Below are 18,975 nucleotides of genomic sequence, written 5' to 3' on the forward strand. Positions count from 1 at the left end.
CGAACCGGCCCACGCCGCCCGCGACAAGATGTGGTCGATCCGGCCAGCGCCGCTGCTCGGCGCAGGTAACGTCCGACATCGTGCAGCCCTCGCCGGATCAGGCTTCCGAGAACCCGCCCGACCAGCCCGAGGTCATCCTCGATCGCCACGGCGAGATCGCCGTGATCCGACTCAACCGCCCGGCCAGGCTCAACGCGGCGACCTACGAGAACCTGACGGACATCATCACCGCGTTGGACAACTGCGATGCGGACGACGATGTGCGTGCTGTGGTCCTCACCGGCACGGGCCGGGCGTTCTGCGCGGGGGCCGATATCTCGGGCGGGGGCGACGCGTTCGCGGCTGATCCCGATGTCGACACCGGCGGGGCCCCGCCGGACACCGGCGGTCAGGTCGCGCTGCGCATCTTCCGCATGACCAAGCCGGTCATCTCGGCGATCAACGGGTCGGCCGCGGGGGTCGGGGTGACCATGACCCTGCCGACGGACGTACGCATCGCCGCGGACACCGCCAAGTTCGGGTTCGTGTTCACGCGCCGAGGCCTGGTCCCGGAGGCGTGCTCGACGTGGTTCCTACCCCGCATCGTGGGGATCTCCACCGCGATCGAATGGGCTGTGGGCGGCAAAACGATCCTCGCCGCCGAGGCCTTGGAGAAAGGGCTGGTGAGCGAGGTGCTGCCCGCCGATGAGGTTCTCCCGCGCGCCTTCGAGGTCGCGCGCGAGATGACGCGGGGCACGTCGCCGGTGTCGGCCGCACTGACCCGCCAGCTGCTGTGGCGCATGCTCGGCGCGCCCGGTCCGGAGGTCGCCCACCGCGCCGAGTCGATCGGCATCTACACCCGTGGTAAGTCCGCCGATGTGCGCGCCGGCGTCACCGCGTTCCTCGCCAAAGAGCAGCCGGAGTTCCCGGACCGCGTGTCCGACGGCCTGCCCGACCTCTTCTCCTGACCCCGGCCGCTCTCGGGCCCACAACCGATAGGACCCCACCATGACTGCTGACGACCTCACGGGTCGCGTCGCGATCGTCACCGGATCGACGGCCGGACTCGGTGCCAGGTTCGCGCACGTACTCGCAGGCGCGGGCGCGACTGTGGTCGTCACCGGGCGGCGGGCCGAGCGGATCCGGGAGGTCGTCGAGTCCATCGGCCGGAGCGGGGGCAAGGCACACGGCGTCCGGCTCGACGTCACCGATCCCGCCTCGATCGAGGACTGCCTCACCGGAGTCACCGAGCAGATCGGCCTCCCGCAGATCCTCGTCAACAACGCCGGCATCCCGGACGCGCAGCGTGCGCACAAGATGTCGTTGGAGCTGGTCGACGCCGTGCTGGACACCAATGTCCGCGGCCCGTGGCTCATGGCGACCGGTGTGGCGCGCCGCCTGATCGAGGCCGGGGTGCCGGGGCGGATCGTCAACATCACGTCGATGAGCGCCTACCAGTACGACGGCAACGGAGCAGCGCTCTACTCCACCACCAAGGCCGCGGTCAGTCGGATGACGGAGGCCCTGGCCGTGGAGTGGTCGCGCAGGTTCATCAACGTCAATGCGATCGCCCCGGGGGTCTTCGCCTCGGAGATGACCGACGGCATGCTCGCCCGCGTGGGCGACATCGCGCCCGGGCTCCCCCGTCAGCGCCTCGGCCAGCCCGAGCAGATCGATTCGACGCTGCTCTACCTGGTGTCCGACGCGTCGGAGGCGGTCACCGGGACCGTCATCAAGATCGACGACGGGCAGCTCCCCCGCTGACCCCCGCTGACCCCTCAGCCGACGAGCAGGCCGCTCACGCCTCACACTTCGTCAGATCCGTCTCCAGGAGTTCCTGTCCGACCGGGGTCACGTAGGTCGCCATCAGGACCACGTCCTCCGTACCGTGATTCCGGCTTTCATAGATCGAGCCCGCTTCCTCGATGTTCGAGTCCCCGACGCGGTAGATGCGGGAGCCGCCGGGGTGGCCATCGGAGTAGTGCGTGAGTTCGCCCTGCTTGACGACCGCGATCAGAGATCCGTGGTGGCAGTGTTCGCCGGTGCTCGCCCCCGGCTCGATCGTGATCTCGCGGAAGGTCACCGATACGCCGTCGTCGCCCCCGTCCACCTGGAGGTCGACGGGGCGGGACTGCCGGCCCTGCACGATGTCGACGGCCAGGAAGGGCTGCGACCCCGCGATCGTCGAGGCGGGCGGGAGCGGCTCGGTCGGGTTCACGGTCCTCACCTCGGGCGTCTCCGCCGTCGGGTCGTCGGGACTGCACGCGGCCGTGGCGAGGACGCAGACACCGGTGAGTATCGAGATGGACGATCTGGTCAGTCTGTGGGGCATACCTGCTGATCCCTGAGTCTGCTCGGACCGAAGGGGGATTCGGTCAGCTGAACAAACGCTATCAGCGAACGGGCCCCGAGTTCGGCCATCATCGTTCTTCTACCGAGGTCGGGGCCGAGCGGGCGTCGATCGCGACGGCCTGTAGGCGACGGCCTGAACGACGACGACGACGAAGTCAGCCCCTCAGCGAACCGCCGCCGGCTCGTGGAAGGCCGAACCGGTCGCGCGACCCCGCTGCTAGCGTGGGTTCTCACTCTCACCGACCCAGGAGTTGCCGTGCCCCTGCCCCACTTCGCGTGTCGGAGTCTCGGCCTCGCGGTCGCCCTGATCGGCGCGGTGAGCGCGCTCGGCACCGCCACTGCTGCCGCCGATCCGGACGCCGCGGGACTGCCCGCCGCGGCGCCTCCGGTGCCCCGCGGGATGCCGCAGGTCGTCAGCGACGTGCTCGGGCCGGAGGACCCGGCGTTCTGGAACCCGGCGATCCCGGGGACGAGGGTCCTGACCCCGCTCGAGCCGCGCGCCGAGGTGATCTGTGCGACGGGTTTCGTGCCGGTCATCTCGTGTTCGACCATCAACAGGTGGGACTTCGACTCGAGGCAGCGTTCGCTGGAGTTCGTGGACGTGCCCGCGATCGGTGGGCCGCCCCTACGGGTGTGGTTCGACGTGCCCCGCCTGGGCGACGGGTCCACGCGCGAGCCGGTGAACCGCGCCGTGACCTGGTGGCTGACGGATCGCACGCTCTCGTAGCCCGTTCACCTAGCCCACGCCCCGAGCGGCCCACTGACGGGGCCGGGCCTCAGTCCTCGCCGACCGAGACGGTCACCTCGATGTTGCCCCGCGTGGCCCGGGAGTACGGGCACAGCTCGTGGGCCAGCTTCGCGAGTTCGTCGGCCTTCTCGGCCTCGACGCCGGGGATGATGACCTCGAGGTCCACGGCGATGTCGATGCTCTCCTCGCCCGAGCGCACCAGTGACACCCGCGCGCCCACGGACGAGCCGTCGATCGTGACCTTCTCCGCCCGCGCCGCGCTCTGCAGGGCGGAGTGGAAGCAGGCGGCGAACCCGGCGGCGAACAGCTGCTCGGGATTGTTGCCCTCGCCCGAGCCGCCGAGTTCCTTCGGCGGAGCCATCTCCAGGTCCACGGCCTTGTCGGCGGTGGCGACGTGCCCGTCCCGGCCTCCGCCGGTGGAGAGGGCTTCGACGGTGTAGAGCGCATCGGACATTCAGGGATCTCCTCGGTTGGGGGCGTGTAGGTGTGGCCCAACGTACGCCCCCGGCGGCTACTCGGCTCTCCCTGCGGGTCGGTATACCCGGCCGAAGCTGCGGGGGCTGTCGGAGTAGATCTCCACGAGTTCCCAGTCGATCCGCCTGCCTCCGGGCACGTCGAAAATGCGGATCCCGTCGCCCAGGAACACCGGCGCCACGAACACCTGCAGTTCGTCGATGAGGTCGTGCTCGAGTGCCTGCCGGGCGATGTCGGCGCTGATGATCTGGATGTTCCGGTCCCCGGCGATCTCCTGCGCTCGGCTGATCACCTCGGTGATGTGGCAGTCCAGAGCCACCACACTCGGGTCGTCCGCCAGTTCCTCGGGCCGGTGGGTGAGGATGAACTCGGTTCCGGACCACGCCCCTCCGTACGCCTCGCTGGTGAGATCGTCTCGCTCGTCACGCTGGGCGCGGGCGGCGTCGTACCCGTCCCGGCCGGCGATGATCACCGCGACGTCGGCGGCCATGCGCTCGACGGTGCCCTCGGCGAGCGGCTCGGCGGCCTCCATCCAGCTCATGTCGTGCCCCGGCCCGGCGATGAACCCATCGATCGAACAGGTGAAGCCCCACGCGACGACGCCCATCACGTCACCGTCCTCAGAGTCCCGCCGCGGCCGCGTACCCCGCTGCGAGCTGCCGCAGGGTGGCGTGGTCCTGTCCGAGCAACCCCGTGGGTGAGCGGCGGTCCGGCAGCGAGTCGGCCGGCGCTGTCCACCACGCGGTGGCGGCCTCGGGGTAGTGGCCGGCGTCGAGCATCCGGTTGATCATGGCGACGATGTTGTCCGGGTCGCGCGGGTCGAAGTGGTCGAGCTGGAACCGCGGGTAGACCCAGCGTCGGTCGCCGCGGAGCACGATGAGCCGGCCGTCCCTCGCGAAGGTCCGCAGCGCATCTGCGGGTGTGGAGCCGGGGACCACGCCCCGCTCGATGAGGATCTCGCATGCCTCGGTGGAGCAGGCGTGGGGTACCTGCAGCACGGCGCTGTGCACTGCGGAGGCGATCATCGCCCGACGGGCGGCAGCGGCGGGGTCGGCGGGCGGCCGGAACGGATCCCCTATCGGGAAGCGCGCTGCCCGGAGGGCTCCGTCGACCTGGTCGGCCACCCTGGCGAACGTCCTGCGCCGCCTCAATTCCCGCAGCATGACCTCGGTGAAGTGTCGGTCGTCGAGATCCCGCAGGGCACGCTCCGCGGTGTCCTCGGACACGGATCTCCGTGACGTCGTCCGGTTTTGAAGAGTCATCGCGGGCACCTCGCCTTCTCCAGCGAATTCTAGGCCGCGGGGTCGCCCGCAGCGAGGGGGTGGGCCGACTCGAAACATGCTGGAAACGTGGCCGCCGGTACGGGTCTCAGGACTCCGCCCGCCGCAGCTCGGCTGCCTTGCGGGCCAGGTACCGGCGCTCGGCCACCGACGTCGCCTCGGTGGCGGCGACGCCGTACAGCGCGGCGGCCCCGCCGGTGTCCCCGGCCAGTTCGTGGAGGTACGCCTGCGCGGCGGTGCGCCGGGGCAGCGACTCCGGCAGGTCGACCAGCGCCGCCAGGCCGGCGTGCGGGCCGACGGCGTGGCCCACCGCGGCGGCCCGCCCGAGCCGCGCCACGGGGTTGTCGCGCAGGGCGAGTAGCTCGTCGTACCACTCGACGATCTGGACCCAGTCGGTCTCGGCGGTGCTCGCGGCGTCGGCGTGCAGAGCGGCGATCGCGGCCTGCGCCTGGTACTCCCCCAGCTGGTCGCGTGCGAGCGCTGCCTGCAGGATCGCGACACCTTCCGCGATCGCTCGCGCGTCCCATCGGGTGCGGTCCTGCTCGGCGAGGGGGATGAGCTCGTCGTCGTCGTCGCCGCCGTCGTTGCTGTCACGGCCGGCCCCGCCGCTCCTGAACCGCGCGGCGCGGCGCGCGTGGTGCAGCAGCATCAACGCGAGCAGGCCCCGCACCTCGGGGTGGTCGATGGCCGCCGACAGCTGCCGGGTCAGGCGCAGGGCCTCCTCGGCGAGGTCGACCTCGCCGGTGTAGCCCTCGTTGAACACCAGGTACAGCACCCGCAGGACAGTGGCCACCTCGCCGGGCCGGTCGAGGCGCTCGCCGGCGAGGGTGCGCTTGGCGCGGCTGATCCGCTGCGCCATGGTCGCCTCCGGCACGAGGAACGCCCGCGCGATCTGGCGGGTGGTCAGCCCACCCACCGCGCGGAGGGTCAGCGCGATCGCCGACGGCATCGGCAGCGACGGGTGGGCGCACAGGAAGTAGAGCCAGAGGGTGTCGTCGGTGGGGTCCGGAGGCACGAGCAACGACGACGACAGCGACAACGACGAGCCCGGCCCCTGCTCCTCCGCCGCCCGCTGCTCACGACGCCGACGGGCGCCCTCGGAACGGACGATGTCGAGGAATCTGCGCCAGGCCACGGCGGTCAGCCAGGCGTGGGGGTCACGCGGTGGGTCGTCAGGCCAGACGCGCAGTGCCTCGATGAGCGCCTCCTGGACGGCGTCCTCGGCCGTGGCGAAGTCGGCTCCGCGGCGGATGAGGATGCCGATGACCTGCGGCGTCAGCGTCCGGAGGTCCGGGGCGGTCATGGCACCGGCTCGTCTAGGCGTGGCCGGTGCGCGGGCTGTTCTTCTGCAGGCGGTCGATGTGCTCGGAGGCCTCGGCCTTCGTCAGCGTCGCCGGGAGTTCCTCGCCGGCCTCGCGGGCGAGGGTATCGAGGTAGCTCTTCTGCGCCTCGGTCATGGGCTCGTCGCCGGTGACCCAGTCGTCGGGGTCACGCTGCACCGAGCTGCCGTCGGTGGTCCGGCCCTCGGGGACGGGCGAACCGAGGGTCTCCTCTGCGCGGTTCTGGTTCTCGTCGGGCATCGGGGTGGTCGCGTCCGGGTTGGTCATGCCCGCACGGTACGCCCGCGCTCCCGGTCGAACCACCGGCCAGTGCGGGGTGCCCGACGCCAGAATGGGGATGGTCACTGGGACCTGCTGGGGATACGATGTGGGAAACAAGGTGGGATTCAGCAGTGACAGCCCACACGTCAGGGAGCATCACGATGGCGATACTTCATCGGCGGCCGGATCTCGCCGCGTTCGAAGAGGCGAACCGGATGACGAACGCCGAGCTCGTCGGTGCACTCCGGCCACTCCTGGGTGATCGGTTGGTCGCCTACTTGGGGCAGGTCAAAGAAACCCGTGCGGTACGGGGATGGGCCGACGGCACCCGACAGATCGCCGGGCCGGAAACCGTGGAACGGCTTCGAATCGCCTACCGGATCGCTCGAATGATCTGCGAGCGCGATTCCCCGGCGGTCGCCCAGGCGTGGATGCAAGGACTCAATCCGCTTCTCGATGACAGGGCCCCGGCTCTGCTGCTCCGCGATGGTGACGTCGGAGAAACCGGCCCGATGGTGCTCGCCGCCGCGCGTCAATTCGTATCGGTCGGATGAGCCGCGAGACGGTAGTCCGTACCGACGCCGGCGACATAGTCGTCCGGAGACACACCGCCATAACAGTTCACCGCGTGGGATTCGCTCCCACACCGTGGCAGTGGACCGATTGGGCTTACGCCGAGGACGGCCGATTCGATGGACGGTGGGACGACCCCGGAGGCTCCTGGCGGACCCTCTACGTGGGCGAGACCCGGCTCGCCTGCCTTCTGGAGCTCCTCGCGAGGTTCAGGCCCAGCTCGCGGGTGTCCGACGAACTCGCGGAGATAGAAGTCGACGGGGAAGACGAATTCCCGACCATCGAGGCGGGCACGATTCCACCCGACTGGTGCGAGGTGCGATGCAGTGGAACAGCGATGATGTCAGGCAGCTTTGCTGTTCCTGGTGATCACCGCTCGCTGGCCGCTCTGCGATCAAGGTTCAGAATGACCGCCCTCGGACTCGGGCTCGACGACCTCGATGCTGCGGCGATCAGGGACGCGAGACCCCGCACCCTCACACGGGGAATCGCCTCCTGGCTCCACGGGGTCACGGACGTAGACGACGTCCCACTCGACGGAATCGAATTCGCCTCCCGACACGGGGACGACCTCACCTTGTGGGCGATCTTCGAACGCTCCCGAGATGGGGACGTGTCGGCCATCCTGGCGCCGCGCTTCGACAACGCGGGTCTCGGAACGGGTGACGCAGACCTTAATCGCGCGATGGAGTTGCTCGGCCTGCGCTGGGCCGACTGAGGCGGACCGGCCGCGGTCAGTCCTCGATCTCCGTGGGAGCGGTGAGCAGGGGCCGCTGTTCGAGCCACTCGCGGATCGGTTCGCCGCCCGGGCCCGGCGCCGCGGACAGCTCGGACGCGAGCGCCAGGGCCCGGTCGTAGTCGGCCACATCGATGATCATCCAGCCGGCGATCAGGTCCTTGGTCTCGGCGAAGGGGCCGTCGGTCAGCGGCGGGCGGCCCTCGCCGTCGTACCGCACCCACGTCCCCGACTCCGACAGTGCGTGGGAGTCCACGTACTCCCCGGAGTCCCGCAGTCGGTCCGCGAAGTCCTCCATGTACCGGAAGTGGGCGGCGACGTCGTCGGGGTCCCATTCGCCCAGCGGCGGATAGGTGGGCTCCTCGGGTGCGGAGCCGCGATAGTGCTTGAGCATCAGGTACTTGGCCATGACAGAACCTCCTCGTGCTGTGCGACCCAGTGTGGTCGCTTCACCGGGGAGACGGAACAGGTCGCGGGTTCTCGACATCGGGGCCGCCGCCCCCCGCCATAGCCCGACCCGTCACCGATCCGCCGCGCCGGGCGGCGGGTTTCTAGTAGAACTTGTTCCCGTAATCAATTTAAGAAACCGACTTAAGGATGGGCATGGGAACTCTGGACGGACGGGTGGCCGTGGTGACCGGTGCCGGGATGGGCATCGGCCGGGGGATCGCCGGGGCGCTGGCCCGCGAGGGCGCGTCGGTGGTGGTGGCCGAGATCAACGAGGCCGCCGGCACGGACACCGCGCAGTGGCTGCGGGACGAGTGGGGTGCGCAGGCCGAGTTCGTGCGCACCGATGTCACCGACAAGGAGCAGGTCCTGGCCATGGTGGACGCCGCCACCGACCGCTTCGGCCGCCTGGACATCCTGGTCAACAACGCCTGGCGGGGATCGGGGTTCGCCCGCCTGGAGAACATGACCGACGAGAAGCTGCGCGCGGGCTTCGACATGGCCGTGATGGCCGCGTTCTGGGCGATGCAGGCGGCCCTGCCGGAGCTGGAGAAGCGTGGCACCGGCCGGGTCATCAACCTGTGCTCGCTCAACGGCGTCAACGCACACATGTACTCGGTGCAGTACAACGCGGCCAAGGAAGCGCTGCGGACCCTCACCCGCACGGCCGCCCGGGAGTGGGCGCCGCGTCAGGTGTGCTGCAACGTCATCTGCCCCGGCGCGCAGAGCGAGGCCTATCGGCGGGTGACGGAGGCCGATCCGGAGATGGCGGCGGGCATGGCGGCGGCCAACCCGATGGGCCGCGTCGGCGACCCGCTCGCCGACATCGGCCCGGTGGCGGCGTTCCTCGCGGGCGACGCCAGCCGCTACCTCACCGGCAACACCCTGTTCGTCGACGGTGGGGCGCACATCAACGGTGTGCAGTGGGCGCCGTCGGTGGACTGAGTAACGACGACGACGAGGGCCTTCAGCAGCAGGACGTGCCCGCGGTCTCGGCCTCCTCGGAACGGGTCGAATCGGCCGGGTCGTCGAGGTGCTGCGGACTCGTGCCGAAGGTCTCGGAGTCGGCGAGGACGGTGTAGACCTCCCACTTCTCCCCCGCCGGTCCGGTGACCCACACCTTGTCCTGGGTGGCGAAGCAGCAGGTGGTGCCGATCTCCTCGTCGGTGAACAGACCCTCGTCGGTCAGACGGGCGATCTCGGCGTGCACCTTCTCCGACGACTCGACCTCCACGCCGAGGTGGTTGATGGAGCCACCCTTGCCGGGGTTCTCGAGCAGGACGAGCTTGAGCGGCGGCTCGGCGATCGCGAAGTTCGCGTAGCCCGGCTTGAGCTTGGCGGGCTGGACGCCGAAGAGCTTCGAGTAGAACGTCACCGCCTCGTCGAGGTCGTCGACGTTGAGGGCGAGTTGAGCGCGGGACATGGTGACCTCCACCTGTGCGACGTATATCGAATTAGTTCGACCCCGCCAGAATGCTCCCGCTCTTCGATATATGTCAAGAGGGTCGCTAGGATCGGCTCATGCCCAAAGCGCTCCCGGTGATCGACGTCAGCGGACCCATCTGTTGCGAGCCCGTGTCGGCCGCCCCCATGAGCGATGCCGCCGCCCTCGAACTGGCGCTGCGCCTCAAGGCCCTCGCGGACCCGGTCCGCCTCAAGCTCGTGTCGATCCTGCTCACCGACAGCGGCGACGGCGTGTGCACCTGCGATCTCGCCACGGGTGTCGACCTGGCCGAATCCACCGTCAGCTACCACCTCGGGCAGTTGCGCAAGGCCGGCATGGTCGACTCCGAACGCCGCGGCATGAACGTCTACCACCGGGCGCGCGCCGAGTCGCTCGACGCCCTGCGCGGGGTGCTCGACCCGAACTGCTGCCGCTGACCGCCCGGCTGAGGCGCAAACCACCCCACGACCGTCGCGCCTCGGCGGACACTGTCTTGCGTGCACACGATCGAGGCAGAGGACTACCGGCGCGAGATCCTCGGCTACTGCTACCGCTACTTCGGCTGCTTCGCCGAGGCCGAGGACGCGACGCAGGAGACCATGCTCCGCGCGTGGAAGGCCCGCGACGGCGCCGGGTTCCAGGGCCGGTCGTCCCTGCGCACGTGGCTGTACTCGATCGCCACCCACGTCTGCCTGGACATGACCCGGGCTCCGCAGCGCAGGGCCCTGCCCGCGGACCTCACCGGACCCGGCCGCGTACCCGACGACCCCACGACGCTGACCACCCTGCCCGAGACCACCTGGATCGGCCCGGCGAGCGACGCGCACCTGGGGATCGACCCCTCTGCGACCGCGATCGAGCGTGAGTCCGTCCGGCTCGCCTTTGTCGCCGCCCTCCAGTACCTGCCGCCCCGGCAGCGGGTCGTCCTGCTCCTGCGCGACGTCCTCGACCACTCGGCCGCGGAGTGCGCCGAACTCCTGGGGATGACGCTCCCCTCCGTCAATTCCGCGCTCGCCCGGGCCCGGAAGACCCTGTCCCAGCACGAGACCGCGCTCCCCGGGCCGACGGAGAACACCTCGTCGTCGTCCTCGTCGTCACGGTCGCCACTGCCGTCCCGCCCCGACCCCCACGTGGACGCGCGCCTCCTCGAGCAGTACGTCGCGGCGTTCGAGGCCTACGACGTCGACCGCCTGGTCGCCCTGCTCACCGACGACGCCGAGTTCACCATGCCGCCGTTCGAACTCTGGCTGCGCGGAGCGGAGGAGATCGAACGGTGGTGGCGTGGTCCGGGCGAGGTCTGCCGGAACGCGCGCACGATCGTCACCTCCGCCAACGGCCGGCCAGCCGTCGCGGTCTACCACCAGGCCGGCGACCAGCGCTGGGAGCCGTTCGCGATCCACGTCCTCGACTCCGCCGCCGGCCGCATCTCGGCCATCACCCACTTCATCGGCGCGCACCACTTCGCCGAGTTCGGCCTCCCCGCACAGTTGCCGTAGGCCCGGACGCCGGCGCGCAGAAAAATCTCCGCGGCACCGATCATTTCCGCCGCCCCGTCCCGTCTACCCCTGTGAAGGCAACTCCCCCGGGCCACGAGCACCCGCTCGACCGGCCCCCGAAACCCCGCAGGAGGGATCATCATGAGCCGCACGATCACCGCGCACATGTTCTCCACGCTCAACGGCGTGTCCGAGCACGCGGAGCGCTGGCAGTTCGACGCGTTCGGGCCCGAGGAGATGCAGTCCATGCAGCAGATGACCGCCTCCACCACGGACCTGGTGCTGGGCCGGACGCTCTGGCAGGAATGGTCCGGGTTCTGGCCCACCTACGCCGACGACCCGTTCGCCCAGTGGGTCAACCCGGTCCGCAAGCACGTGCTCACCTCGACACTGACCGGCGACCTGCCGTGGAACAGCACGATCGTCTCCGGCGACCCGGCGGAGTACCTCGAGCAGCTGCGCACACAGCCCGGAGGCGACATCGCCGTCGGCGGCGGGATCGAGACCACCCGGCGACTGGTCCTGGCCGGCCTGATCGACGAGCTCACCCTCACCATCCACCCGGTGATCACCGGCGACGGTCGCAGGCTCTTCGACGACTCCGTCCCCACCACACGGCTGCAACTGCTGAACTCCACCCAGACCCCGGCGGGCAACATCGTCGCCACCTACTCCGTCCGCCCCGACACCCCGGCCACCTGACCGCCCCGCACAGCACCTGTCGCCCACCACGTACCCGCCACCACCCACCAGCAAGGAGCACCCCATGTCATTCCAGGCGTACCTCGACACGATCGAGACCAAGACCGGACTCACACCCCGGCAACTGGTCGACGCCGCCACCGAGAAGGGCTTCGGCCCCGGAACCAAGGCGGGCCCGATCCTCGCGTGGCTCAAGGAGGACTACGACCTGGGCCGCGGCCACGGGATGGCCCTGGTCCACGTCATCACCAAGGGTCCGAAGATCGACCCGAAGCACGTGGGGTCGGGGGGCTCCCACTCCGACGCCTCCGACACGCTGTGGCTGGACGGGGCAGCCACCAACCCCAACAGGTGACGGACGACTGGCTTGTGACAGGGCTGGCGGGCGACGCGAGCGCCCGAGGGGTACCTCCCCGACGAGCTCCCGGAGGGATGGTCTAGAGTTCTTTCTCGCAACGCGGTGAGCGAGAGCGAGCCTGCGGAGCGATGCGGATGTGGCGCAGCTGGTAGCGCATCACCTTGCCAAGGTGAGGGTCGCGAGTTCGAATCTCGTCATCCGCTCTCTCGGAAGTGACGACGACGAGGTCGTTCATTTCCCTCTGGACGCACACGCGCCGGGATAGACCGAACCGGCCACATTCGCAGTTACCTCAACCAACGGCCGTGCGCCGCTCTACCCTCCTGACATGAGTCGAGGCGCGTCCCTCCTGCGAATCACCGTCGCGTACGTCATCGCCATCGCCGCCGGGCTGGCGTGGCTGGTGTGGGGTCCGGACACCGGGCAGTTGTGGCTGGACGGGCTGATCGCCGACCTCGTGGCGACGCTGGTCATCTTCGGGTTCAGCCGCATCTTCCGGAACTCCAGCACCTACGACGCCTACTGGTCGGTCATCCCGCCGCTGCTGGCGTTCTACTGGTGGGTCGCCGCCGATGCCGGCGTGAACGACGTCCGCTGGTGGCTCATGATGGCTGTGCTGGTGGCGTGGGCGATCCGCCTCACCGCCAACTGGGTCCGCACCTTCCCCGGGATGCATCACGAGGACTGGCGCTACCCGCTGGTCCGCGAGAAGGCCGGGAGGTTCGGCCTCGTCGCCGACCTCATGGGGATCCACGTCTTTCCCACCCTGGTGGTGTTCGCGGGCGTCATCCCCGTCTACGTGGTGGCCACGCGCGCCGGGCAACCACTCGGCTGGCTGGACATCGTCGCGTTCGCCGTCGGCATCGCCGCACTGGCACTGGAGACGATCGCCGACCTGCAGATGCACCGCTTCCTCGCCACCCGCACGCCGGGCCAGGTCATGCAGACCGGGGTGTGGTCGTGGTCGCGGCACCCGAACTACGTCGGCGAGTGCGGCATCTGGCTGTCGATGGCCCTGTTCGGTCTGGCCGCCTGGCCCGGCGCGTGGTGGGTGTTCGTCGGCGCCGCCGCGATGCTCGCCATGTTCCTCGGCGTGAGCATCCCGATGATGGAGCGACGCAGCCTCGAGCGCCGCCCCGAGTACGACGACGTCATACAGCGCGTGTCCCGGTTCCTCCCGCGACCGCCCAGGAAGGCCACCGCCCGCGTATGACGCGGCGCCGCATATGACCCGGCCCCGCGCGTGACCCGCCCCCGCGTCGTGATCGTCGGCCTCGGCGACACGGGCGTCCTCACCGCCATCGCGCTGCACCGGTATGCCGACGTCGTGGGAATCACCGCCACGCCGGAGTTCGTCAGCGGCCAGGAGCTCGGCCTGCGCCTGGCCCGGCCGGAGGAGTGGGAGCGGGACTACCGCATCGCCTACCGCCGGTTCCGCGGCCTCGACCGCACGCGCATCGTGCACGGCACCGCGACCGGCCTGGACACCCGCGAGCGGCTCGTGCGCGTGACCCTCGCCGATGGAACCCGTGCCGAGGAACCGTACGACGTCGTCGTCGTCTCCACCGGGGTGACCAACGGCTTCTGGCGCCACCCCACCCTCCGGGACGCGGCGGACGTCGACGCCGAGCTCGCCTCTCCGCACCAGCGCCTCGCGGCGGCCGGGTCGGTGGCGGTGATCGGCGGCGGCGCGGCGGCGGTGAGCGCGGCCGCGCAGGTGGCCGAGCGGTGGCCGGCCACGGCCGTGGACCTGTGCTTCCCCGGTGAGCGGGCGCTGCCCCATCACCACCACCGCGTCTGGTTGCGCGTGCGGTCCCGCCTCGAGCGCCTCGGCGTGGGCCTGCACCCGGGTCACCGCGCGGACCTGCCGCCCGACCACGAGACCCGCCACCTCACCGGCGGGCCCGTCACCTGGACCACGGGGCAGCCGCCGGCCGACGCCGACGTGGTGATCTGGGCGATCGGCCGCGTCACCCCCAACACCGCGTGGCTTCCGGACGGGATGCTCGACGACCGCGGGTTCGTCGCCGTGGAGCCGACTCTGGAGGTCACCGGCTATCCGGGCGTGTTCGCCGTGGGGGATGTCGCGGCCACCGACCCGCTGCGCACCTCCGCCCGCAACCGCGGGCACGTCCTGCTCGCGCGCAACATCCGGGCGCATCTCGCCGGCCAGCCGTTGCGCGACTACCGCCGGCCGCCGCGCCGATGGGGTTCGGTGCTCGGTCCGCTCCGCGACGGCCTGATCGTGTTCGCGCCCACCGGCCAAGGCGTGCGCGTGCCGGCGCGGGTCAACGACGTCGTGCTCCAGCGCCTCATCACCCGCCAGGGGATCTACGGCGGGGTGCGGCGCCGGCGGCGGTGACGTGGCCGCGCGGGCATACGCAGGCGCCCACCAGCCCGGCCACACGGCACCCCGTAGTGGACACTTGGCCCATGACCATCCGCACTCCCCTGACGCCCGAGCTCCTGCGCGGTCACGAGTACCTCGAGACGACCTCGCGCGGGCTGCGACCGCACCGGCTTCCGGCCTGGGTCGGCGCCCGGTTCCCCGATCCGCAGTTGCTCTCGGTCGAGGCGCAGCCCTCCGGGGTCCGGGTCGCGGTGGTCACCGACGCGGAGAGCATCGAGCTGGTCACCCACCCCACCCGCCTCGTCTACCGCGGTATCCAACGCCCCCGCGGGAGCATCGATCTGGTGGTCGACCACCGACTCGTCGCGAGCGACCAGCTCACCGGCGGCGACGCCATCGAGACGGACCTCCAGACCGGCGTGACCGAACTCGTGCCCGGCCCACCGCACCTCACGCGGTTCACCGGGCTGGGCGCTGGCGAGAAACTCGTCGAGCTGTGGCTGCCGCACAACGAGCAAGTCGAGCTCCTCAAACTCCGGACGGATGCCCCGGTGACACCCGCACCGACGGACAGGCGCCGCTGGCTCCACCACGGGAGCTCGATCAGCCACGGCTCCAACGCCACGTCGCCGGCGCGGACCTGGCCCGCCCTCGCCGCCCGACTCGGGGGCGTGGACCTGCGCAACCTCGGCGTCGGCGGCAGCGCGCTCGTCGACCCGTTCATGGCCCGCGTCATGCGCGACACCCCGGCCGACCTGATCAGCCTCAAGCTGGGCATCAACGTCACCAACTCGGATTCGATGCGGCTGCGCGCGTTCGTCCCCGCAGTGCACGGGTTTCTCGACACGATCCGTGACGGGCACCCCACCACCCCGCTGCTGCTCGTCTCGCCGATCTACTGCGGCATCCACGAGGACACCCCGGGTCCCGGCGCGTTCGATCCGGACACCTTCCGCACGGGCGAGGTGCGGTTCATCGCGACGGGCGAGACCGGGGACACCGCGCAGGGGCGGCTGACTCTCCGCGTCATCCGGGACGCACTCGCGTCGATCGTGGAGGCCCGGGACGACGAGAACCTCCACCATCTCGACGGCACCGCGCTGTACGGATCCGCGGACGCCGCCGAGCACCCGCTCCCCGACGCCCTGCACCCCGACACCGCCACGCATGAGCTGATCGGCACGCGCTTCGCCCGGCACGCGTTCGGGAGCGGGGGCCCCTTCGCTCCCGGCGATCGCACCCGTGGCGATTCGTGTACACACGGGCTATGACGACTACGCCCCCGGATCCGGATCCCAGCGACTCCCCCGACCTCGACGCGGGCGGCTCCCCCGTGGGTCCCACGACGCCGGACTCGGATTCCACCTCCCTGGCCTCCGACAGCGCTCGCACCGGCCAGAGCCCGACCAAGTCGAACTCCCGCGTCGGCATCGTGGTGCTGCTGGCGATCATCATCCTGGTGGTGCTGGTGATGGTCTTCGGGCTCGTCGGGCGGATGTTCGGACTGGGATGACGACTGGGATGACGACGACGACAAGGGCCGCGGCAGAGTTCGATCCTGCCGCGGCCCTCGGCGCTCCGGGGCTCAGCTCCCGGCGACTGCGCCGATCAGCTGACCGACGTCGATGTTGTTGATGAGGTCGGCGGAGAACACCGCGGGGTCGGCGCCGATGTCACCCAGCGCGCTCGAGCCGGAGGTCAGCGACCCCAGGCCGAGTCCCTCGAGGCTGCCGGTGACGGCCTCGGCGGGGTTGGGCTCGCGGATGGTGACGCAGGTGTTGATGGGGTTGGCCACCTTGCGGCCGTCGGCCAGGACGAGGTTCGTGGCGGCGCCGGTGTTGAGCACGTCGCCGGGGGTGGCGTCGTCGGGCACGCGGTAGGTGGTCTCGAGGGTGGCCTTGGCGTTGCCGGCGGTGGTCCATCCGGCCCCGGAGTGGCGGACGGAGTTGGTGGCGGAATCGCGGGTCACGTCGTCGGTGACCGTCGACCACGTCTGGCCGCCGATGAGGAACCAGACGCTCTCCCGCGCCCGGACCAGCTCGAACCCGGCCGGATGGAAGTCGTCGATCCGGCCGACCAGGGCCCCGGCGCCGCTGACGGTGGTCCGGAACGTCACGGTCCCGCCGGGGGCGGCGGTGCCGTCGCCCACGACCTCCTTGGTGAGGTGGTAGTCGGTCCACAGGGTGGAGGAGTCGTTGTACGTCACGGTCTGCGAGGTCGCGCACTCGGTGGCGGTGGGCTCGGCGGTGACGGGCTCGGCACCGGCGACGCCGGCCCCGGTTCCCGCGGCGAGTCCGGAGGCGACGAGTAGCGCGGCCGCGCCGGTGGCGAGGGATCGGAGGGTCCGTGATGTCATGTGATTCCTGTCTTCAGGCTACGGCCGCGGGGCCGCTCGATGCGGGCGTGGTGGCCGGCAGGTGAGCTGGTGCTCGCCACGTGTCGGCGCTCCTGATGGTAGGTCGAAACCCGCCGTTTTGGACGGTTGTCCTGGTCTTGACGGTGTCAACCTCGCGGCCGATCCCCGGCCGATCGCCGGGCCACGCCGGCCGGGCCGCCGGACGCCGGCGAAGCGGCGATCGGTCGCGACCGGCCGAGGCCGCCGCTACGGTCGAGCCATGCCTCAATTCACCGTTCCCGGACTGTCCACCGCCGACTCGGCCACGCTCGCCGACACCCTGCAGAAGCGCTTGACGGCGTGCAACGACCTGCACCTCACGCTCAAGCACGTGCACTGGAACGTCGTGGGCCCCAACTTCATCTCGGTGCACGAGATGCTGGACCCGCAGGTCGAGCTGGTGCGCGGCTTCGCGGACGTGCTGGCCGAGCGCATCGCCACGCTGGGCGGTTCGCCGGTGGGCACAATGGGCGCGAACGCCGATCACCGCTCGTGGGACGACTACTCCCTCGGCCGGGACACCGCGCAGGCCCACCTCGGTGCGCTCGACAAGGTCTACGACGGCATGATCTCCGACCACCGCAAGGCCATCTCGGTGGCCGGCGACGTCGACCCGGTCACCGAGGACATCCTCATCGGCCAGACCGCGGAGCTCGAGAAGTTCCAGTGGTTCGTGCGCGCGCACCTCGAGAACGCCGCTGGCAGCCTGCCCACCGCTGACGACGCCTCGGAGAAGGCCGCCGCCAAGAACGCCTCCGCCTGAGCCGCCACGCGCGCTGAGCGGCCACGCGCGCTGAGCGGCCACGCGCGCTGAGCCGTCGGGCCGGACCTCTCCCCGGGGTCCGGCCCGCTGGCGTCTCTGGACAACCGGTGCCTCTGGACAGCCGGGGGATACTTGTGACGGACGTCACTCGTCCGGTGCGTCCTCCGGCGATTCAGCGAGGTGCGCAGCCATGAAGGCAGTCGTGTTCGAGTGTTTCAAGACCTTCCCCGTACTCAAGGATGTCGATCGGCCCTCCCCGGGCCCCGGCGAGGTCCTGCTCAAGGTGGCCGGCTCCGGTGCATGTCATTCCGACGTTGGGCTGTTCCACGATTTCCCCGGCGACCCCACGGGCTTTCTCACCCCGCCGTTCACCCTGGGCCACGAGGTCTCGGGCTGGGTGGAGGAGCTGGGCCCGGGGGTCACCGGGCTCACGAAGGGCGATGCCTACCTGGTCTACGGCCCGATCGGCTGCGGCCGGTGCAAGCCGTGTTCGCGCGGACAGGACACCTACTGCCAGGACGTGCCGTCGGTCGGCTACCTGGCCACCGGCCTGGGGCGCGACGGCGGCATGGCCGAGTACATGACCACCTATGCCCGCAACCTCGTCCCCCTCGGCGACGCCGACCCCGTGGCCGCGGCCCCGCTCGCCGACGCCGGCCTGACCCCGTACCACGCCATCAAGCGCGCGATGCCCCACCTCACCACGCCCGGGGCGACCGCGCTGTGCATCGGCCTGGGCGGTCTGGGCCTGGTCGGGGTGCAGATCATCAAGGCGCTCACCGGGGCCACCGTGTACGCCACCGACACCAAGCCCGACGCCGTAGCCGCCGCGGAGGCCGATGGCGCGATCCGTGTCCCGACCGACGGCGCCGCCGAGAAGATCAGGGAGCTCACCGGCGGGCTCGGCGTCAACGCGGTGTTCGACTTCGTCGGCGCCGCCCCGACCCTCGAGCTCGCCGCGGCCTGCGTCGCCCAGCAGGGCTCGCTGACGGTGGTGGGCCTGGCCGGCGACGACTTCGCCTGGAACGCCTTCAAGCTGCCCTACGAGGTGAACTTCTCCTCCACCTACTGGGGCACTCTCGAGGACCTCCACGAGGTGGTGGAGTTGTACCGGGCGGGCAGGATCTCGCCGGAGGTCCACGTGTATCCGCTCGACCGGGCCCTGGAGGCCTACCAGCAACTCGTCGACGGCCAGATCAGCGGGCGGGCGGTGATCGCGCCGCACGGCACGTAGCCCCGCGAGGAGACCACGCCCACCGCCCGCCCGCCGCAGGAGC

The 18,975-nt window shown here is 70.6% G+C and carries 25 protein-coding genes and 1 tRNA gene; 17 read left to right on the forward strand and 9 right to left on the reverse strand.

The window, feature by feature from the left end:
- Window positions 1-80: 80 nt before the first annotated feature.
- Together G6R20_RS16360 and G6R20_RS16365 are read left to right on the forward strand one after the other, a co-directional pair.
- The gene (locus G6R20_RS16360) at window positions 81-947 is read left to right on the forward strand and encodes an enoyl-CoA hydratase-related protein (protein WP_163377020.1); all 867 of its coding nucleotides are present in this window, start codon (window positions 81-83) and stop codon (window positions 945-947) included.
- Between the two features lie 40 nt (window positions 948-987).
- Window positions 988-1,743, forward strand: a complete 756-nt coding sequence (locus G6R20_RS16365; protein ID WP_163377021.1) for an SDR family oxidoreductase — start codon at window positions 988-990, stop codon at window positions 1,741-1,743.
- A 34-nt stretch (window positions 1,744-1,777) separates the two neighbouring features.
- Here G6R20_RS16365 and G6R20_RS16370 read toward each other — a convergent pair whose 3' ends face one another.
- Window positions 1,778-2,311 (reverse strand): cupin domain-containing protein, encoded by a 534-nt coding sequence (locus G6R20_RS16370; protein WP_163377022.1) that lies wholly within the window; start codon window positions 2,309-2,311, stop codon window positions 1,778-1,780.
- Between the two features lie 276 nt (window positions 2,312-2,587).
- Between G6R20_RS16370 and G6R20_RS16375 the strand changes: the two genes are divergently transcribed.
- Window positions 2,588-3,058 carry a hypothetical protein gene (locus tag G6R20_RS16375; protein WP_163377023.1) on the forward strand — a complete coding sequence of 157 codons (471 nt, stop codon included), beginning with the start codon at window positions 2,588-2,590 and terminating at the stop codon, window positions 3,056-3,058.
- Window positions 3,059-3,107: 49 nt separating this feature from the next.
- Here the strand turns inward: G6R20_RS16375 and G6R20_RS16380 are convergent, their stop codons facing one another.
- The 5 genes from G6R20_RS16380 to G6R20_RS16400 all read right to left on the reverse strand — a co-directional run bounded on the left by G6R20_RS16380 (window position 3,108) and on the right by G6R20_RS16400 (window position 6,440).
- Window positions 3,108-3,533 (reverse strand): organic hydroperoxide resistance protein, encoded by a 426-nt coding sequence (locus tag G6R20_RS16380; RefSeq protein WP_067716123.1) that lies wholly within the window; start codon window positions 3,531-3,533, stop codon window positions 3,108-3,110.
- A gap of 57 nt (window positions 3,534-3,590) precedes the next feature.
- On the reverse strand, window positions 3,591-4,160 hold the full coding sequence (locus G6R20_RS16385) for a dihydrofolate reductase family protein (RefSeq protein ID WP_163377069.1): 570 nt from the start codon (window positions 4,158-4,160) through the stop codon (window positions 3,591-3,593).
- Window positions 4,161-4,173: 13 nt separating this feature from the next.
- A complete protein-coding gene (locus tag G6R20_RS16390) occupies window positions 4,174-4,779 on the reverse strand; it encodes a hypothetical protein (protein WP_163377024.1) in 606 nt (201 codons plus the stop codon).
- 142 nt (window positions 4,780-4,921) lie between these two features.
- Window positions 4,922-6,136: a DUF6596 domain-containing protein gene (locus G6R20_RS16395; RefSeq protein WP_163377025.1), complete on the reverse strand. Its 1,215-nt coding sequence runs from the start codon at window positions 6,134-6,136 to the stop codon at window positions 4,922-4,924.
- Window positions 6,137-6,149: 13 nt separating this feature from the next.
- Window positions 6,150-6,440, reverse strand: coding sequence for a DUF3072 domain-containing protein (locus tag G6R20_RS16400; RefSeq protein WP_159147892.1), 291 nt, complete (start codon window positions 6,438-6,440; stop codon window positions 6,150-6,152).
- A gap of 155 nt (window positions 6,441-6,595) precedes the next feature.
- Here G6R20_RS16400 and G6R20_RS16405 point away from each other — a divergent pair, with 155 nt between their 5' ends.
- Together G6R20_RS16405 and G6R20_RS16410 are read left to right on the forward strand one after the other, a co-directional pair.
- On the forward strand, window positions 6,596-6,988 hold the full coding sequence (locus G6R20_RS16405) for a hypothetical protein (RefSeq protein WP_067716113.1): 393 nt from the start codon (window positions 6,596-6,598) through the stop codon (window positions 6,986-6,988).
- Window positions 6,985-7,725, forward strand: a complete 741-nt coding sequence (locus G6R20_RS16410) for an RES domain-containing protein (protein ID WP_083249499.1) — start codon at window positions 6,985-6,987, stop codon at window positions 7,723-7,725. Before G6R20_RS16405 ends, G6R20_RS16410 begins: the two co-directional genes overlap by 4 nt.
- A gap of 16 nt (window positions 7,726-7,741) precedes the next feature.
- Here G6R20_RS16410 and G6R20_RS16415 read toward each other — a convergent pair whose 3' ends face one another.
- The gene (locus G6R20_RS16415; protein ID WP_163377026.1) at window positions 7,742-8,152 is read right to left on the reverse strand and encodes a YciI family protein; all 411 of its coding nucleotides are present in this window, start codon (window positions 8,150-8,152) and stop codon (window positions 7,742-7,744) included.
- A 194-nt stretch (window positions 8,153-8,346) separates the two neighbouring features.
- Here G6R20_RS16415 and G6R20_RS16420 point away from each other — a divergent pair, with 194 nt between their 5' ends.
- Window positions 8,347-9,135, forward strand: a complete 789-nt coding sequence (locus G6R20_RS16420; protein WP_163377027.1) for an SDR family oxidoreductase — start codon at window positions 8,347-8,349, stop codon at window positions 9,133-9,135.
- Window positions 9,136-9,157: 22 nt separating this feature from the next.
- On the opposite strand, the gene G6R20_RS16425 is transcribed toward G6R20_RS16420, so the two are convergent.
- Window positions 9,158-9,613: an ArsI/CadI family heavy metal resistance metalloenzyme gene (locus tag G6R20_RS16425; protein WP_163377028.1), complete on the reverse strand. Its 456-nt coding sequence runs from the start codon at window positions 9,611-9,613 to the stop codon at window positions 9,158-9,160.
- Window positions 9,614-9,711: 98 nt separating this feature from the next.
- On the opposite strand from G6R20_RS16425, the gene G6R20_RS16430 reads away from it, so the two are divergent.
- The 9 genes from G6R20_RS16430 (at window position 9,712) to G6R20_RS16470 (ending at window position 16,053) form a co-directional block, all read left to right on the forward strand.
- Entirely contained in the window at window positions 9,712-10,071 is a 360-nt protein-coding gene (locus G6R20_RS16430) for an Rv2640c family ArsR-like transcriptional regulator (protein ID WP_163377029.1), read from the forward strand.
- A gap of 60 nt (window positions 10,072-10,131) precedes the next feature.
- Window positions 10,132-11,130, forward strand: coding sequence for an RNA polymerase subunit sigma-70 (locus G6R20_RS16435; RefSeq protein WP_205475927.1), 999 nt, complete (start codon window positions 10,132-10,134; stop codon window positions 11,128-11,130).
- Between the two features lie 141 nt (window positions 11,131-11,271).
- Window positions 11,272-11,832, forward strand: coding sequence for a dihydrofolate reductase family protein (locus G6R20_RS16440; RefSeq protein ID WP_163377030.1), 561 nt, complete (start codon window positions 11,272-11,274; stop codon window positions 11,830-11,832).
- A gap of 64 nt (window positions 11,833-11,896) precedes the next feature.
- On the forward strand, window positions 11,897-12,187 hold the full coding sequence (locus G6R20_RS16445) for a DUF4287 domain-containing protein (protein ID WP_163377031.1): 291 nt from the start codon (window positions 11,897-11,899) through the stop codon (window positions 12,185-12,187).
- A gap of 133 nt (window positions 12,188-12,320) precedes the next feature.
- A tRNA-Gly gene (locus G6R20_RS16450) sits at window positions 12,321-12,393 on the forward strand.
- 125 nt (window positions 12,394-12,518) lie between these two features.
- On the forward strand, window positions 12,519-13,403 hold the full coding sequence (locus G6R20_RS16455) for a DUF1295 domain-containing protein (protein ID WP_163377032.1): 885 nt from the start codon (window positions 12,519-12,521) through the stop codon (window positions 13,401-13,403).
- A 30-nt stretch (window positions 13,404-13,433) separates the two neighbouring features.
- Window positions 13,434-14,552, forward strand: a complete 1,119-nt coding sequence (locus tag G6R20_RS16460; RefSeq protein ID WP_163377033.1) for an FAD-dependent oxidoreductase — start codon at window positions 13,434-13,436, stop codon at window positions 14,550-14,552.
- A 71-nt stretch (window positions 14,553-14,623) separates the two neighbouring features.
- Window positions 14,624-15,811, forward strand: a complete 1,188-nt coding sequence (locus tag G6R20_RS16465; RefSeq protein WP_163377034.1) for a GDSL-type esterase/lipase family protein — start codon at window positions 14,624-14,626, stop codon at window positions 15,809-15,811.
- Window positions 15,808-16,053: a DUF6480 family protein gene (locus tag G6R20_RS16470; RefSeq protein WP_163377035.1), complete on the forward strand. Its 246-nt coding sequence runs from the start codon at window positions 15,808-15,810 to the stop codon at window positions 16,051-16,053. Before G6R20_RS16465 ends, G6R20_RS16470 begins: the two co-directional genes overlap by 4 nt.
- Window positions 16,054-16,125: 72 nt before the next feature.
- Here G6R20_RS16470 and G6R20_RS16475 read toward each other — a convergent pair whose 3' ends face one another.
- Window positions 16,126-16,896 (reverse strand): hypothetical protein, encoded by a 771-nt coding sequence (locus G6R20_RS16475; protein ID WP_163377036.1) that lies wholly within the window; start codon window positions 16,894-16,896, stop codon window positions 16,126-16,128.
- Between the two features lie 259 nt (window positions 16,897-17,155).
- On the opposite strand from G6R20_RS16475, the gene G6R20_RS16480 reads away from it, so the two are divergent.
- Both G6R20_RS16480 and G6R20_RS16485 read left to right on the forward strand, forming a co-directional pair.
- Window positions 17,156-17,698: a DNA starvation/stationary phase protection protein gene (locus G6R20_RS16480; RefSeq protein ID WP_163377037.1), complete on the forward strand. Its 543-nt coding sequence runs from the start codon at window positions 17,156-17,158 to the stop codon at window positions 17,696-17,698.
- A 190-nt stretch (window positions 17,699-17,888) separates the two neighbouring features.
- Window positions 17,889-18,932 (forward strand): NAD(P)-dependent alcohol dehydrogenase, encoded by a 1,044-nt coding sequence (locus tag G6R20_RS16485; protein ID WP_163377038.1) that lies wholly within the window; start codon window positions 17,889-17,891, stop codon window positions 18,930-18,932.
- Window positions 18,933-18,975 lie beyond the last annotated feature (43 nt).

Source organism: Dietzia sp. Alg238-R159, from assembly GCF_900537145.1.
GTDB classification, from domain to species: Bacteria; Actinomycetota; Actinomycetes; order Mycobacteriales; family Mycobacteriaceae; genus Dietzia; species Dietzia kunjamensis.